Raw genomic sequence first — 14,059 nt, 5'->3', positions numbered from 1 at the left:
AATATTCCCGCAGACGCAGAAGCGCCCCGCAGTCATTCGGCTGCGGGGCGCTCCTGTGTATCTATATACGATTCTGGAAGGATGTTGGCATTATCAGAACTTGAACAGGTCCACGATGCGCTGCCACAGGCGGGTAAAGATGTTACCCTCCTTCACCGTCTCGGTCTCAGCCACAGCATTGTTGGCAGCGGCCACGGTCTCGGCGGTCTTGTAGATAAATTTCACACTGCTCTCGGCGTCCTCGGGTGCACCGGCAAAGCTGGTGTAGTTTTCCAGCCGGTCGGTCATCTCGTCCAGCACGGTTTTGAGGCCGTGCAGCTGATCCTGATCCAGTGCACCGGTCAGCTTGGAGATGCCCTCCTCGTTGAACTGGTTCAAACCGTCGTTCAGCTGGTGGGTGCCGTCATTCAGCTGGCTTGCGCCATCGTTCAGGGTGTTCACGCTATCGTACAGGGTCTTGGTACCGGCGGCAAGCTGTGCGCTGCCGTCCTTGGCAGAGTGGGCGCCGTCTGCGGCGGTCTGTACACCGGCAGTGTACTGGCCCACGCTGGAAACGAAGTACTGGATCTGGGCAAGGCTGTCCTTCAGGGCACGCACATCGGCGATATCCTGACTGTTCTCTACCTGATACTTCAGTTCAGCCTTGGCGGTGTCCTTGGCTTCCTGCGTGGTCAGCAGCTGCACCAGACCGCACAGCATGGAGGGGTCGTAGTTCTGCATCAGGTGCAGAGCGGCCTCCAGATCATGGTTCGTCTTGGTAGCGGAAAGGTACAGTGCCAGATTCAGCTGGCTGTCCTTGAAGCTGGGAGCCTGCTCCCAGACGGTGCGCACGATCTTGCGGCGGCCGGCAGCCAGCGTCTTGTCGTTCATGGTCAGAATGTTGTCGATGACCGCGGCGTAGTTGTCCCAGGTCATATCGGTGTCGATCAGGCCGCCCTCTTTCAGGGTCTTGTTGGCAGAAGCCAGCACGCCGTCCGCCACCTGCTGTGCGCCGCTGTTCAGGGCGCTGTTGTTGGAGCTCAGGGTGTCCAGACCGGTGGTCAGCTGCCCCAGACCCTCGTCCAGTGCGGCTGCACCATTGTTCAGGGTGTTGGCGCCGTCCAGCAGTGCCAGCACACCGCTGGCCAGCTGACTGGTGCCGTCCTCCAGCTGAGAAGCGCCGTCCAGCAGCTGGCTCATGGCATCGTTCAGCTGGTTGATGCCGTCGGTCAGGTCGTTGAGGCTGCTCAGGTCAAACACATTGTCAGTGCCCAGAGCCGCAGCGCTGGTGGCGCAGGCCATCATCACCTGCGGGCAGGTCAGCCCGGTGACATCTGCTTCCACCGTGATGGTGTCCTGCAGATAGTCCTCAATGGTGTCCAGCTCGTCCGGCAGCAGACCGGACAGGGAATCCTTCACGCCCGGCAGGGTGACAAAGGCAGCCACATTGCTCTTGGCGGCGCTTTCCACCAGACCGTGGGCAGCCACCACGTTGGTGGCATCCTGCCCAAAGATCACGCCCACGGCGGTGACCAGCGGGGTGACGATGGTGCGGTCGGTGCCGTTCACGTTCACGGTGCCGGTCTCGTTATTCTTCAGGGCGATGGTCATAGTCAGATGACCGCTCTTGCCGATCAGATCCTCCAGTGCGGCTTCCTGACCGTCCAGCGCGTAGGTAACGGTAGCCTGAATGGGCAGGGCGCGGTCGGTGTCACCTTTATAATACACATCGGTATCGTCGGTGTTCCACACCAGCTTTTCGCCGTCCTGTGTGAACTCGGCGCTGCTCTCGGTGTTCTGGATGTTGGTCAGGGTGCTCTGGTCGGTTACTTTGGACAGACCGGAGGCGCTGTAAACATGCTCGCTGACGGTGGTGCTCTGGATGGAGCCATCGGCGTTCATCACAGCGTACACGGTCTCAGACTTGGTAAAGCTGCTGCCGCCTGCGGCAAAAGCCGGGGCTGCACAGCTGGCGGCAAGGGCAACTGCCAGCGCCGCACTGGCGAAACGAAGCGATTTTTTCATAACGCATTACTCCTTTTCAGACTTCTTGGCGTTGGCAGATTCAGGGACCATCCATTTCAGGGTGGTGTGGCGGATGAGCCAGTCGCACAGCATCAGGGCGGCGGGCAGCATCACCAGAATGACCAGCATACTGATCAGAGCGCCGCGGGAGATCAGCAGGCAGATGCTCCGCAGCAGCTCCATCTTACTGATGGCAGCCACGCCGACCGTAGCGGCAAAGAAGGTCAGGCCGCTGGTCAGGATGGACTGGCTGCAGTGCTCCAGCGACTGCTGAGCAGCTTCCTTGGGGGTGCGGCCAAAGGCGCGCTCCTCGTGATAACGGGTGGTCATCAGGATGGAGTAGTCCACGGTAGCGCCCAGCTGGATGGTGCCGATAACGATGCTGGCGATGAAGGGCAGCTGCGTACCGGTAAAGTACGGGATGCCCATATTGATGGCAATTGCGGCTTCGATGCTGGCGACCAGCAGCACCGGGATGGAGATGCTCTTGAAGGAGATGGCGATGATGACCAGAACGGCCATGATCGACCAGACGTTGACGTTCTTGAAGTCCACGTCTGCCACCTCGATCAGGTCTTTGGTCATGGCACCTTCACCGGTGATGACGCCCTCGGGATCTACATTTTTGATCAGGCCGATCATCTCGTCCAGCTGACTGTTGATGGCATCCGTGCCGGTCTTGTAGGAGCTGTTGGCCAAAATCAGCTTGTAGCCGCCGGACTGTAGGATCTCCATCACGTTGTCGGGCAGCAGCTCGGTGTCAAAGCCGGGGCCGGTGATGGAATCCAGACTTACCACCTGCGTGATACCATCCACATCCTTCAGCTCATCGCACAGGTCGGACACCTGCGTAGCGGTCAGATCGTCATGCACCAGAATGAAGTGGCTGGTGGTCATGCCGAAGTCCTCGCCCAGCTTGTTGGTGCCCACGATGCCGGTCAGGTCCTGGGGCAGGGAGTCGAACAGGGTGTAGTACACGCTGGTCTTGTTCTGCGCAATGGCAAAGGGGATAAGGATGAGGATAAAGACGACCACGATGGGCACGGAATGCTTGGAAACAAAGTAGCTCAGCTTGGTCAGCCGGGGGATAACGGTGCGGTGCTTGTATTTTTCCACCCACTTATCAAAGGTAAGAATCAAAGAGGGCAGGATGACCACGGTGCAGATGACGCCCAGAGCCACGCCCTTTGCCATGACAAGGCCGATATCACGGCCCAGCGTCAGACGCATGGCGCACAGTGCAAGGAAGCCTGCAATGGTGGTCAGGCTGGAAGCGGAGATGGAGGTCATGGTCTTGCAGATGGCGCTGACCATGGCTTCTTCATTGGTGGAGCGCAGCTCCTTCTCTTCCTCATAGCGGTGCAGCAGGAAGATGGAGAAGTCCATCGTAACGCCCAGCTGCAGCACAGTGGCAAGCGCCTCGGTGATGTAGCTGATCTGCCCCAGAAAGATGTTGGTGCCGAAGTTGTACGCGATGGGGAACAGCAGACCCAGCATGAACAGCAGCGGGGTGAGGGTGCTTTCCAGCGAGAGGAACAGCACCAGCAGGCTGGCGCCCACGGCGATCAGGATGTACAGGGGCATTTCCTGATTGACCAGCGCCTTGGTGTCCTGCAGAATGACGCTCATGCCGCCGAAGAAGCAGTCCTTGCGCAGCAGCTTTTCGATCTGCGCAACGGCTTCCATGGTTTCGTCGCTGGCGCTGGGGGCGTCAAAGCGGACGATCAGCATGGTGGAATCGTTTTTGCCGAACATGAACTGCTGCACATCGGCAGGCAGCATGGCGGTGGGGATGCTGGGGTCGATCACATCGCTGAGCCAGAAGGTCTGGGTGACGCCGGGCACGGCTTCTATCTCCTTTTTCATAGCGATGAGTTCATTGGTTGGCAGGCCCTCTACCGTGATCATACCGGTGGAGGCCAGATGGAAATCGTCCTCAAGGGCTACCTCGCCGATCATGGAGTCCAGATCCTGCGGCAGGTAGGTGAGGATGTCATAATTGATGCGGGTGGCAATGGCGCCGATTGCGGAAGGGATCAACAGCAGCACGGCCACTGTTAAGATCAGCTTGCGCAGACGCACGATGCCTTGTGCGATCTTTTTCATGAGAACCCTCCAGAATAAAGTTGATTGGGAAAGCCCGCGAAACTGACCGCCGGTCATCTTCCGGGCAAACACTATTATATCCACCCCGGGCAGAGTGTCAAGCAGGAAAAGTGACCGAAAGTCAGTTTTTTTATCACCTGCAAAAAATTGTATAGCAAACCGGGCTTGCACAAACGGCAAAGGACTGCTAAACTAAGGTACGCAGACCGGACGCAGCACATACCTGCGTCTGAATTCAGAGAAAAGAGGAATCTACCCAGAGCATGAGCACCGTGGAAGGTAAGAAACAGGAAAAGCGCCGCGCCCTGCTGGATGCAGCCTATGAGCTGTTTCTGGAGCGGGGCACCGCCAAGACCAGCGTGGAGGATATCACCAGCCGGGCAAAGGTGGGCAAAGGCACGTTTTATCTGTATTTTCAGGATAAGGGCGCGGTGATGCAGGCGCTGCTGGGGCGGGTGAGCTACCAGCTGCTGAGCGATGCCTGCCTTGCGGTCGAGCAGCACCCCGAGCTGCCCGACTTTACCGCGCAGGTAGTGTTCGTCATCGACCATATCATCGAGGCTTTGCGGCAGGATGCGCTGGTGCTGCGGTTTCTGGAGCGCAACTTCGTCTGGCCCGGGCTGGACCAGATCGAAGCCAGCAGGGAAGCCGAGCCCCTGATGCGCAAGCTGCTGGCCATTGTGCTTTCCAGCCCGGAGATGGCCGGACGTAGTGAGCGGGAGGTCTACCAGCGCATCACCGCCCTTGGCAGTATGTGTATGTCGGTGTGCTATTCCAGCATTCTGGAGGGCAAGCCGGACAACATCGACGCCATGAAGCCGGTGCTGTACGATATCATCCGCCGGGCACTTTCGCCGGAAAAGTAAAAAAGAACGCATAAAAAAGCACAAAAGGTCTTGCTTTTTGTAAAAAGCTGTGGTAAACTATCCAAGTCGATATGACATGGACGGTTAGCTCAGCTGGTAGAGCATCTGCTTGACGTGCAGGAGGTCACAGGTTCGAGTCCTGTACCGTCCACCATACAGTTCGTACTCGAACCCGATTCTTTATGGAAAAGGGTTCGGGTATTTTTTTTTGCAATATTGGGACTCAATTGTTTTGGAGGATTCTGTGCTTGTCAAATTAAAGACTCTTTTTCGAACAGCTTATAATTTTTTCAATCGAATCCGACTGAAAAACACGGATGTTACTTTGATTGCCAGTAACTGCAATGGCTGTTGCATTCTGCATGATCTCGGTTTGAAATTTAATTCACCCTTTGTGAATCTATGGGTCGAGCCTTCTGACTTTATAAAACTCTGCGAAAATCTGAAAGATTATCTCCAATACGACCTTGTATTTATTACACCCGCCGAAAAAGAAATCACTTACCCTGTTGCATTGCTGAAGGACATTAAGTTATACTTTCAGCATTATTCTTCCGAAGAGGAAGCCTCTCTCGCTTGGAATCGTCGAAAAGGTCGAATAAATTTTGATAATCTTTATTTTCTTTTTACAGACCGTGATGGATGCACCAAGCAAAATCTGTTGGACTTTGATCAATTGAATTTGAAACACAAGGCTGTACTTTGCCATAAACCGTATCCCGATATTGAATCCGCCGTTTACATCAAAGGATTTGAAAGCGAATCGTGCGTCGGAATGTGTATGCGTTATCGAAGTCGCTTTTCTATCAGAAAATACTACGACGATTTTGACTATGTTGCATGGTTCAATCAAACTTAAACAGAAATCTCTCTCCAGCAAAGAGCTATGTATCACTAGGGAAGGCGACATCCTATCCTACTCGTTCCCAGCAGGGCTTGGGGCAGGGACGCCCCGGCAAGAGTTTCCGAGGTGAAGTTCCCACCATCTGCAAAAACCTTTCCGCGCCAAAAACTACCTTGGCAAGAAGGATATCCATGCTATAATAAGGATACAGCAATATTTTTTGACCGAAAGGAGCTTTAGGATGCACTATCTTCTGCTGAACAAGGATACCGTCTGGCTTGCATTTCATTGCGAGCAGAACGAATACATGGAAACCGCTGCACAGGAAGATCTTTGGTACACCGCGCAGCGGCCTTTCGGCTATACGAACCTGACGGATTTTCTGGAGCGCCGCAAAGCGCCCAAGCACCGGGCGCACATTGCAGCGCTGCTGAAGGAATACGGCTGCGATACGCTGGAGGGCTATTTGAATGTGACCCATGCGCTGTCACTGAACGATACCTTCTGGGTCAGGGCAGCAGATGCCGACCTGCAATGGCGGGACGTTTCTCTTTATCAGAACCCTTTCAACGAGATGATCTCGCAGGCTGCTTTTGACGGTTCTGTGTCCAGCACAAGCTTCTCGTCCACCTCCCCGGAGTTCAGTACAGACGGGCAGTACGCCAAATGCTGGGTGCGGGAGAAGGACACCATTCAGCTGTATAAGACCGGCAGCGTATTCGGCATGGAACCGGTGTCGGAGTATCTGGCTTCTCAGCTGGCAGTCCAGCTTTGCCCGGGAGCGGCAGTCTATGACCTCGGTTTCCACCACGGGGAGCTGATTTCCAAGTGCGCCCTTTTCACCAGCGAACGTTACGGCCTTGCCAAGGCCTCTGTCCTGACAAAAGACCGGACGATTGCCGGATTTCTGCGCTATTTTGAAAGCATCGGAAGCGGTGATGCCTTCCGGCGGATGTGCATTCTGGATGCGCTTATTCTGAACACCGACCGGCACAGCGGAAACTTTGGTGTCCTGTTCGAGAACGACACGCTGCAAGTCCAAAAAATGGCACCCGTTTTTGATAACAACCGCAGCTTGCTGTTTGATTTGGACAACGACCAGCTGAAAAATACGGAATGGTGCATCCGGCACTGTTCTCCGCGGCTTGGCACTGATTTTATTGCAACCGCACGCGGGCTTCTGACTGACAGCATCCGCGCCGATCTGGAAAAGCTGCGGGCATTCCGCTTCACCGACCACCCCGTGCTCTCCATCGACCCGGAACGGCTGGAGCGGCTGGACAGCATCCTGCAATTCCAGTTGGACAAAATACTGGCATAACGAACCCCCGGCGGACGATCACCATTGCGGTGACAGTCTGTCGGGGGTATTATAATGTTATTCTGTCAAACGTTTTTCTACCTTATACCTCGTGCTCGGCCCAGTCCTGGCTGCGGCCCACGGCCTTGTGCCAGCCCTTGACCAACTTTTCTCGCTGGGCAGCGTCCATTTTGGGCTCAAACAGCTGGTTGCAGCTCCACAGGTGGCTGATCTCCTCCCGGCTCTTCCACACGCCGGTGGCAAGGCCGGCCAGATACGCCGCACCAAGGGCGGTGGTCTCCCGGATGGCCGGGCGCAGCACCTCCTTGTTCAGGATGTCGGACTGGAACTGCATCAGGAAGTGGTCGCGGCTGGCACCGCCGTCCACCTTCAGGGTGCTGATGGTAATGTCGGTGTCCTTCTCCATGGCCCACATCAGGTCGGCGCTCTGGTAGGCGATGGATTCCTCTGCTGCGCGGATGATATGGTTCTGGGTGGTGCCGCGGGTGATGCCCAGAATAGCACCCCGGGCGTACATATCCCAATAAGGTGCGCCCAGACCGGTAAAGGCAGGCACGATGTACACGCCGCCGTTGTCCGGCACCTTCTGGGCGTAATACTCGGAATCGCAGCTGTCCTGGATCAGGTGCATCCCGTCCCGGATCCACTGGATGACTGCGCCGCCCACAAAGACAGAGCCTTCCAGCGCATACTCCACCTCGCCGTCAAGGCTGATGGCAATGGTGGTGACCAGACCGTTCTTGCTCTGGTAGATCTTGTTGCCGGTGTTCATCAACAGGAAGCAGCCGGTGCCGTAGGTGTTTTTCACGTCGCCGGGCTTAAAGCAGCCCTGCCCGAACAGCGCAGCCTGCTGGTCGCCCGCAATACCCGCCACCGGCACATCCACGCCCTGAATGTTGGTGTAGCCGTACACCTCGCTGGAGTCCTTCACGCTGGGCAGGATGCTGCGGGGGATGTCCAGCGCCTTGAGCAGGGTGTCGTCCCAGTCCAGTGTGCGGATGTTGTACAGCATGGTGCGGCTGGCGTTGGTGCGGTCGGTGACGTGCACCTTGCCGCCGGTCAGCTTCCAGACCAGCCATGTGTCCACCGTGCCGAACAAAAGCTCCCCCGCCTCGGCCTTTTCCCGCGCACCGGGGACGTTGTCCAAGATCCACTTGATCTTGGTGGCGGAGAAATAGGCGTCCGGCACAAGGCCGGTGTTTTCCCGGATGTAGTCCGCCATGCCGGGGGTCTTGAGCAGTTCGTCCACAAGGGGCGCGGTGCGGCGGCACTGCCAGACGATGGCGTTATACACCGGGCGGCCGGTGTTCTTATCCCACAGGATGGTGGTCTCGCGCTGGTTGGTGATGCCGATGCCCGCAATGTCTCTGGGGTCCACGCCGCTCTGGGCGATGACCTCGTTCATTACGCCGTACTGGCTGGACCAGATCTCCATAGGGTTGTGCTCCACCCAGCCCTGATGGGGGTAGATCTGCTCAAATTCCCGCTGGTGGACGCAGACGATGTTCTGCTCGTTGTCAAACAGGATCGCCCGGCTGCTGGTAGTGCCCTGATCTAATGAGAGGATGTATTTGGTCTGGCTCATGATCGTCTCTCCTTGCTCTCAAGCTTGAGCGCAAAACAAAAAAGAGCGCACCAAACAAAGCTATCTGCTCTGTCTGTCGCTCTCCTGCTCTGCGCAAACATATTCTGTGCTTATTGTACACGCTCCGCAGGTGAAATACAAGCTTCAGCGCGATTTTTGGACGTTCTGCACAAAGGAGCCGCCCCGCCGTTGAACACTCTGCCGAACGGGGATGCAATGCAGCTGCCGGGGATGTAAAAAGCTTGCAAATTTGCGAAAAAGACGTGACGAAACGGCGCGGATGTGGTATCGTTAAGGGGTAGACTTTTTTGTTCGGAAAGGATTTCTTTGCTATGACCCGGATCGCTTTCTGTGATGACGATGCTGCCCTGCTGCACCAGATGCAGGATTTTCTGGAGCAGTACCGCACCCTGCGGGGAGTGCAGCTGGAGCTGTTCCCTTATACAAAGCCTATGGAGCTTCTGGCAGATATCGAGGCCGGGGTGCGCTTTGACGTGCTGTTTCTGGATGTGCTTATGCCCGGCATCAACGGCATCAACGCCGCGCGGGAGATCCGCCGGTACGACACGGCGGTGCAGATCATCTTTGTGACCTCTTCTTCGGAATTTGCCGTACAGTCCTATGTGGTAGGTGCATACTACTACCAGCTCAAGCCCATCTGGAAGGACAGCTTTTTCCGCCTTACCGATGCCGTTTTGGCCGAGTGCCGCAAACGCACCCAGCACAGCCTGATCCTGCGCTGCAAAAGCGACGTGACCCGCATTACGCTGGACAGTCTGGAATACTGCGAGGTGCAGGGGCGCACGTTGGTGTTCCACCTACTGGACGGCACCGTCATCGAGAGCAGCGGCAGCATGGACGAGTTGGCGCGGCAGCTGGCAGATTACCCGGGCTTTCTGCGCCCACACCGCTCCTATCTGGTAAACATGGAGTACATCCAGAACATCACCGCCAAGAGCATCACCATGGAAAGCCTTGCCGAGGTGCCGCTGCCCCATGGGCGATTTACCGCCGTGCGGGATCAGTATCTGGAATACTCCTTTGCGGGAAAGAAGGTCGTCCTGTGACCGCCCCGGGCATTCTGCCGGAAGTGCTGGACGGCGCAGCAGTAGGCATTTTCGGCATCCTGCTCAGTGCGGCGTTCTGCCCCATCCGCTGGACGGGCAAAAAGCGCTGGGCGCTGGCGGGATGCACCGCCGGGCTGCTGGCGCTGCAGGGGATGTTCTACTTTGGTGCCAGCCCCACGGCTGCCAAGTATCTTTACCCGCTTATCACCCATCTGCCGCTGTATGTCGTGCTGGTGCTGCTCAGCGGGCAGAAGGTCTGGCCGCTGGTGGCAGTGCTCACGGCTTATTTGTGCTGTCAGGTGCGGCGCTGGGCGGCGTTGGCGGTAGCGCTGTTCTTCCCGCAGCATCCGCTGGTGCAGCCGGTGGCAGAACTGCTGTTCACCCTGCCGCTGCTGCTGTTGTTCATCCGGTTCCTTGCGCCCCCCATGCGGCAGCTTTCCCGCTACCCGGCCTCGGTGCAGTGCCAGTTTGGCATCGTACCGTTGGTGAGCTATCTTTTTGATTACATCACCCACGTCTACACCAGCCTTTTATCCGAGGCGAACCCGGCGGCGGTGGAGTTCATGTTCTTTGTGTGCTGCGCGGCCTTTCTATGCTCCATTTTGCGCGCCTCCCGGGTGGAGCGGCAGCGCATCCAGATGGAGCAGTTACAAACCAGCCTGAACTTACAGGTCACGCAGGCCATGCGCGAGATCGAGGTGCTGCGTCTTTCCCAGCAGCGCGCCAGTACCTACCGCCACGACCTGCGCCACCACATGCAGTTTCTGGCGGGCTGCATCGAGAACGGCCGCACCGAGCAGGTGCTGGGCTACATCCGCAGCGTGTGCAGCGAGATCGAAGCCGGCAAGGTGACCGCCTACTGCGAGAACGAAGCGGCGAACCTGATCTTTTCTGCCTTTGCCGACCGCGCCGCCAAGGCCGGGGTACAGTTCACGGTGCAGGCGGGCATCTCACAGGCGCTGCCGGTCTCGGAGAGCGACCTGTGCGTACTGCTTTCCAATGCGCTGGAAAACGCCTTGCACGCCGCCGTGCGCTGCCGCGAAGCAGGGCAAGGGGCTTTTATTGAGACCACCGGGCACGAAAAAGGGAAAAAGCTGTTTTTGCAGATCACCAACAGCTGTCTGCCGGACGTGCAGTTCCGGGAGGGCGTCCCGGTCACCGACCGCACCGGCCACGGGCTTGGAGTGCGCAGCATCTGCGCCATCTCGGAGCGGTACGGCGGCCTGACCAGCTTTGCCGCCAAGGATGGGCAGTTTACCCTGCGGGTAATGTTATAACGAAAAGGGTACCGGAAACGCCGCAGCGGTTCCGATACCCTTTTTTACAACATGAATTTTTCTCTGTGAAAATGGAATACCGGAGCGTCCGCAGACGCTCCGGTGTCCCGAAATTAAAAATATTCTTTCCGCTGAACATGGCTAAAGCAAAGCGGAGGCCATGCAAAATCGTCTTATTACAGCTGCTGTTTTGCCAGCACGTCAGAGGTAGGGGTCTGGAACACCGGGATGTCGGCATAGGGGTCGGCAGCGGTGTCGGCGGGCAGGCTCTTCATATACTCGTCCATGGCGACGGCCACCTTCTTGGCAACAGCCACAGCCTCTACCACGGTGCGTGCGCCCATGACGGCGTCGCCGCCGGCAAACACGCCCTCGCGGGTGGTACGGCCGTCCTCGCTGACACTCAACAGGCCCTTCTGGTTGGTCTCGATGCCGGTCGTGGTCTTGACGAGGTTGCTCTCAGAGCCCTGACTGACCGACACGATGACGCCGGTGTGGGGGTACAAAGTCTCGCTGCCCTCCACCTGCGTAAACTTGCCGTCCTCGCCCTTGACGGTGTCGCGGCAGATCAGGCCGTTTTCCCGGATCTCCACCGGTGCCTTGCAGAAACGGAAGCCCACGCCCTCCAGCTTGGCGTAGCTCACCTCGTACTCAGAGGCACTGATGCAGCTTTCGTCCCGGCGGGCGTAGCAGGTAACATGGCGGGCACCGTTGCGGATGGCGGTGCGGGCGCAGTCCATAGCGGAGTTGCCCACACCGATAACAGCCACATCATCGCCGAGACGGAAGGCCTTGGAGTTTGCCAGATAGTCGATGCCAAAGGCTACGTTGCCAAGGCTTTCGCCCTTGATGTGCATGGCGTTGGCCTTCCACAGACCGGCGCCGATGAACACGCTCTTGTAGCCGTCGCGGAACAAATCGTCGATGGTGATGGTCTTGCCGATGGTAGTATTAGGGCGCACCTTGATGCCCTTCAGCTCCAGATGACGGTACTGGAAATCGTCCAGCACACTGTCCGGCAGGCGATAGTTGGGGATGCCGTAGCGCATCACGCCGCCGATCTTATCCCGGGCGTCAAAGATGGTCACATCGTAGCCCCAGCGTGCCAGCAGCACGGCGATGGTCAGGCCTGCCGGGCCGGAGCCCACCACAGCGGCCTTCATGCCGTTTTTCGGGGCAGGGCCTGCGGTCATCTTGTTGGCGTAGGTGGTGGAGATATAGTCCTCGATGATGGAAAAGTGCACCGGGTCGTGGCTGGGCATCCGGTTGCGGATGCAGTGACCCTCGCACTGCTTTTCGTGGTTGCACACCAGACTGCACACGGTGGTCAGGGGGTTGTTTTCAAACAGCATCCGGCCCGCAGCGTCCATCTGGTTTGCCTTGAGCAGACGGATGACCTCCGGGATATTGGTGTGGATGGGGCAGCCCTCCTGACACATCGGCTTTTTGCAGCCGAGGCAGCGGTTGGCTTCGTCCAGAACATGAAGTGCCATGGGTTCCTCCTTGTGTTTCCCCTGCGGGGACAGTCGTTTTTACAGGATTGTTGTATCCAACATTGCATTGCTTTAATCATACACCCGAACCGCGCCGGATACAAGAGGGCACAATATAAAATTTTTGGCGTTATTTTTTGTCAATTCGTCAAAAAGATAATTTTTTGACGATATATCCCGCCCATCGGCTCCGGTTTTGCCCGGCACAGCGCACCAAGGTCGCTGGCCCTGCTCTGGGCGGCAGCCATTTGGGCGCAGGTCTCGTTTTCCCGCGCCAGCCGCGCCAGCGAGTGGGACAGCGGCAGCGCCGTTTCCCCGGGCAGGGGCAGCGCCTCCTTGCGCGCGCCCAGCAGGTGCAGATAGGGCGGCAGCGCCGGGGTCTGGGCGGTGTAGCCCAGCGCCGCATCCATCGCCAGCCGCCGCATCCGCGCCCGGGGGTAGCGCACGGTGGTCAGGGCGTCCAGCAAAGCGGGCAGGCTTGCGGTCTCCCGCACGGCGTTTTCCAGCCGGTGCTCCAACCCCTCGGATACCCCGCGCACTGCTGCAAAGGGAGCTTGCCCTGCGCAGGCTGCCCGCAGCAGCGCCAGCTCGCAGTGCCCCATGACCGCAAAATCCGTATACTTTCCGTCATATTCCACCTGTTTATACAGTCTCAGCGCCTTTTCCGGCACATAAGGTGCCAGTGCCGCCGCGCCGTCCTCCGCCCAGAGCGCCCGCAGGGCACTGGCGCTGGCAAAGGCTGCATGAGCACTTTCGGTCAGTGCCTGCCCGTGGTCTGCGCCCTGCCGGGGCAGGGCGATGGGTTGTATTTCTACATTTTGTTCTATAATAGCCTTACAATACTCTACGGCAAGATTATTGTTGGGCCTGTCCAGCAGGGCGGCAACGTCTGACCCCGGGCACAGCGCCTGCACCGCCGCCTGCCGGGCGGCGGCAAAGCTGTGCGCCCCGGCGGCAAGCTGCTGTCTGAGCGCGGTGCGGTAGTCCTCGCTGCACAGCACCCGGGCAGCTTTTTGCAGAAGGGCGGTGTCCGGGGTCTCTGCCCCAAAGACCAGCGCATCGCACCCGGCAGCAGCCAGAATGCGCACCCCCGCCCGGGCAAAAGCCTCGGCACCGGCGCAGGCGCAGGGCGCGGGCAGGGCAAACACAAGGTCTGCCCCGCAGGCCAGCGCCGCCTGCACCCGCACCGCCTCCGGCAGCAGCGGCAGCGCACCCCGCTGGGTAAGCCCGCAGCTCATGGCTACGGCCACCCGCTGCGCCCCCAGCGCCCGCGCCTGTGCCAGCTGCCATGCGTGGCCGTTGTGGAAGGGGTCGTACTCCGCAATGATGCCTGCAAACTTCATGGAACTGCTCCTTTTTGCCAAAAGATTGTTAAATTTATATCGCATATACAGAAAAACCCTGTCGTTTCCGGGATTTGTAGGCAGGATGTACAAAAACCTTGTACACAAGTTTTACCGCTTTGCCCGGGTTGCGCCTTGAAAAGCCGCCATCCC

The 14,059-nt window shown here is 58.1% G+C and carries 10 protein-coding genes and 1 tRNA gene; 6 read left to right on the top strand and 5 right to left on the bottom strand.

Annotated features, from left to right (window positions below):
* Window positions 1-93 precede the first annotated feature (93 nt).
* Both WMO44_RS07755 and WMO44_RS07750 read right to left on the bottom strand, forming a co-directional pair.
* The gene (locus WMO44_RS07755) at window positions 94-2,004 is read right to left on the bottom strand and encodes a hypothetical protein (RefSeq protein WP_349152238.1); all 1,911 of its coding nucleotides are present in this window, start codon (window positions 2,002-2,004) and stop codon (window positions 94-96) included.
* Window positions 2,005-2,010: 6 nt separating this feature from the next.
* On the bottom strand, window positions 2,011-4,110 hold the full coding sequence (locus WMO44_RS07750) for an efflux RND transporter permease subunit (protein WP_349152237.1): 2,100 nt from the start codon (window positions 4,108-4,110) through the stop codon (window positions 2,011-2,013).
* Window positions 4,111-4,373: 263 nt separating this feature from the next.
* Between WMO44_RS07750 and WMO44_RS07745 the strand changes: the two genes are divergently transcribed.
* The 4 genes from WMO44_RS07745 (at window position 4,374) to WMO44_RS07730 (ending at window position 7,141) form a co-directional block, all read left to right on the top strand.
* A complete protein-coding gene (locus tag WMO44_RS07745; RefSeq protein ID WP_117528137.1) occupies window positions 4,374-4,976 on the top strand; it encodes a TetR/AcrR family transcriptional regulator in 603 nt (200 codons plus the stop codon).
* 78 nt (window positions 4,977-5,054) lie between these two features.
* A tRNA-Val gene (locus WMO44_RS07740) sits at window positions 5,055-5,130 on the top strand.
* Between the two features lie 90 nt (window positions 5,131-5,220).
* On the top strand, window positions 5,221-5,835 hold the full coding sequence (locus WMO44_RS07735) for a DUF1919 domain-containing protein (RefSeq protein ID WP_207653502.1): 615 nt from the start codon (window positions 5,221-5,223) through the stop codon (window positions 5,833-5,835).
* A 226-nt stretch (window positions 5,836-6,061) separates the two neighbouring features.
* On the top strand, window positions 6,062-7,141 hold the full coding sequence (locus WMO44_RS07730) for a HipA protein (protein ID WP_349152236.1): 1,080 nt from the start codon (window positions 6,062-6,064) through the stop codon (window positions 7,139-7,141).
* Window positions 7,142-7,223: 82 nt separating this feature from the next.
* Here WMO44_RS07730 and glpK read toward each other — a convergent pair whose 3' ends face one another.
* Window positions 7,224-8,726: a glycerol kinase GlpK gene (gene glpK / locus WMO44_RS07725; protein ID WP_118657909.1), complete on the bottom strand. Its 1,503-nt coding sequence runs from the start codon at window positions 8,724-8,726 to the stop codon at window positions 7,224-7,226.
* A 332-nt stretch (window positions 8,727-9,058) separates the two neighbouring features.
* Here glpK and WMO44_RS07720 point away from each other — a divergent pair, with 332 nt between their 5' ends.
* Complete coding sequence (locus tag WMO44_RS07720; protein ID WP_349152235.1) at window positions 9,059-9,793, top strand: LytR/AlgR family response regulator transcription factor; 735 nt, start codon at window positions 9,059-9,061, stop codon at window positions 9,791-9,793.
* Window positions 9,790-11,070, top strand: coding sequence for a sensor histidine kinase (locus tag WMO44_RS07715; protein WP_349152234.1), 1,281 nt, complete (start codon window positions 9,790-9,792; stop codon window positions 11,068-11,070). The genes WMO44_RS07720 and WMO44_RS07715 overlap by 4 nt, the downstream gene beginning before the upstream one ends.
* Before the next feature lie 176 nt (window positions 11,071-11,246).
* Here WMO44_RS07715 and WMO44_RS07710 read toward each other — a convergent pair whose 3' ends face one another.
* Both WMO44_RS07710 and WMO44_RS07705 read right to left on the bottom strand, forming a co-directional pair.
* On the bottom strand, window positions 11,247-12,563 hold the full coding sequence (locus WMO44_RS07710; protein ID WP_349152233.1) for an NAD(P)-dependent oxidoreductase: 1,317 nt from the start codon (window positions 12,561-12,563) through the stop codon (window positions 11,247-11,249).
* A gap of 140 nt (window positions 12,564-12,703) precedes the next feature.
* Window positions 12,704-13,906: a nucleotidyltransferase family protein gene (locus WMO44_RS07705; protein ID WP_349152232.1), complete on the bottom strand. Its 1,203-nt coding sequence runs from the start codon at window positions 13,904-13,906 to the stop codon at window positions 12,704-12,706.
* Window positions 13,907-14,059 lie beyond the last annotated feature (153 nt).

The organism is Faecalibacterium tardum (assembly GCF_040096515.1).
Taxonomy (GTDB): Bacteria; Bacillota; Clostridia; order Oscillospirales; family Ruminococcaceae; genus Faecalibacterium; species Faecalibacterium tardum.
The sequence above is the reverse complement of the archived record's forward strand: the minus strand, read 5'-3'. Positions and strand labels throughout refer to the sequence as shown.

Excerpts from the sequence above, each read along its gene's own strand:
- WMO44_RS07755 (WP_349152238.1), bottom strand. The coding sequence starts at position 2,004 with ATGAAAAAATCGCTTCGTTTCGCCAGTGCGGCGCTGGCAGTTGCCCTT.
- WMO44_RS07750 (WP_349152237.1), bottom strand. The coding sequence starts at position 4,110 with ATGAAAAAGATCGCACAAGGCATCGTGCGTCTGCGCAAGCTGATCTTA.
- WMO44_RS07745 (WP_117528137.1), top strand. The coding sequence starts at position 4,374 with ATGAGCACCGTGGAAGGTAAGAAACAGGAAAAGCGCCGCGCCCTGCTG.
- WMO44_RS07730 (WP_349152236.1), top strand. The coding sequence starts at position 6,062 with ATGCACTATCTTCTGCTGAACAAGGATACCGTCTGGCTTGCATTTCAT.
- glpK (WP_118657909.1), bottom strand. The coding sequence starts at position 8,726 with ATGAGCCAGACCAAATACATCCTCTCATTAGATCAGGGCACTACCAGC.
- WMO44_RS07720 (WP_349152235.1), top strand. The coding sequence starts at position 9,059 with ATGACCCGGATCGCTTTCTGTGATGACGATGCTGCCCTGCTGCACCAG.
- WMO44_RS07710 (WP_349152233.1), bottom strand. The coding sequence starts at position 12,563 with ATGGCACTTCATGTTCTGGACGAAGCCAACCGCTGCCTCGGCTGCAAA.
- WMO44_RS07705 (WP_349152232.1), bottom strand. The coding sequence starts at position 13,906 with ATGAAGTTTGCAGGCATCATTGCGGAGTACGACCCCTTCCACAACGGC.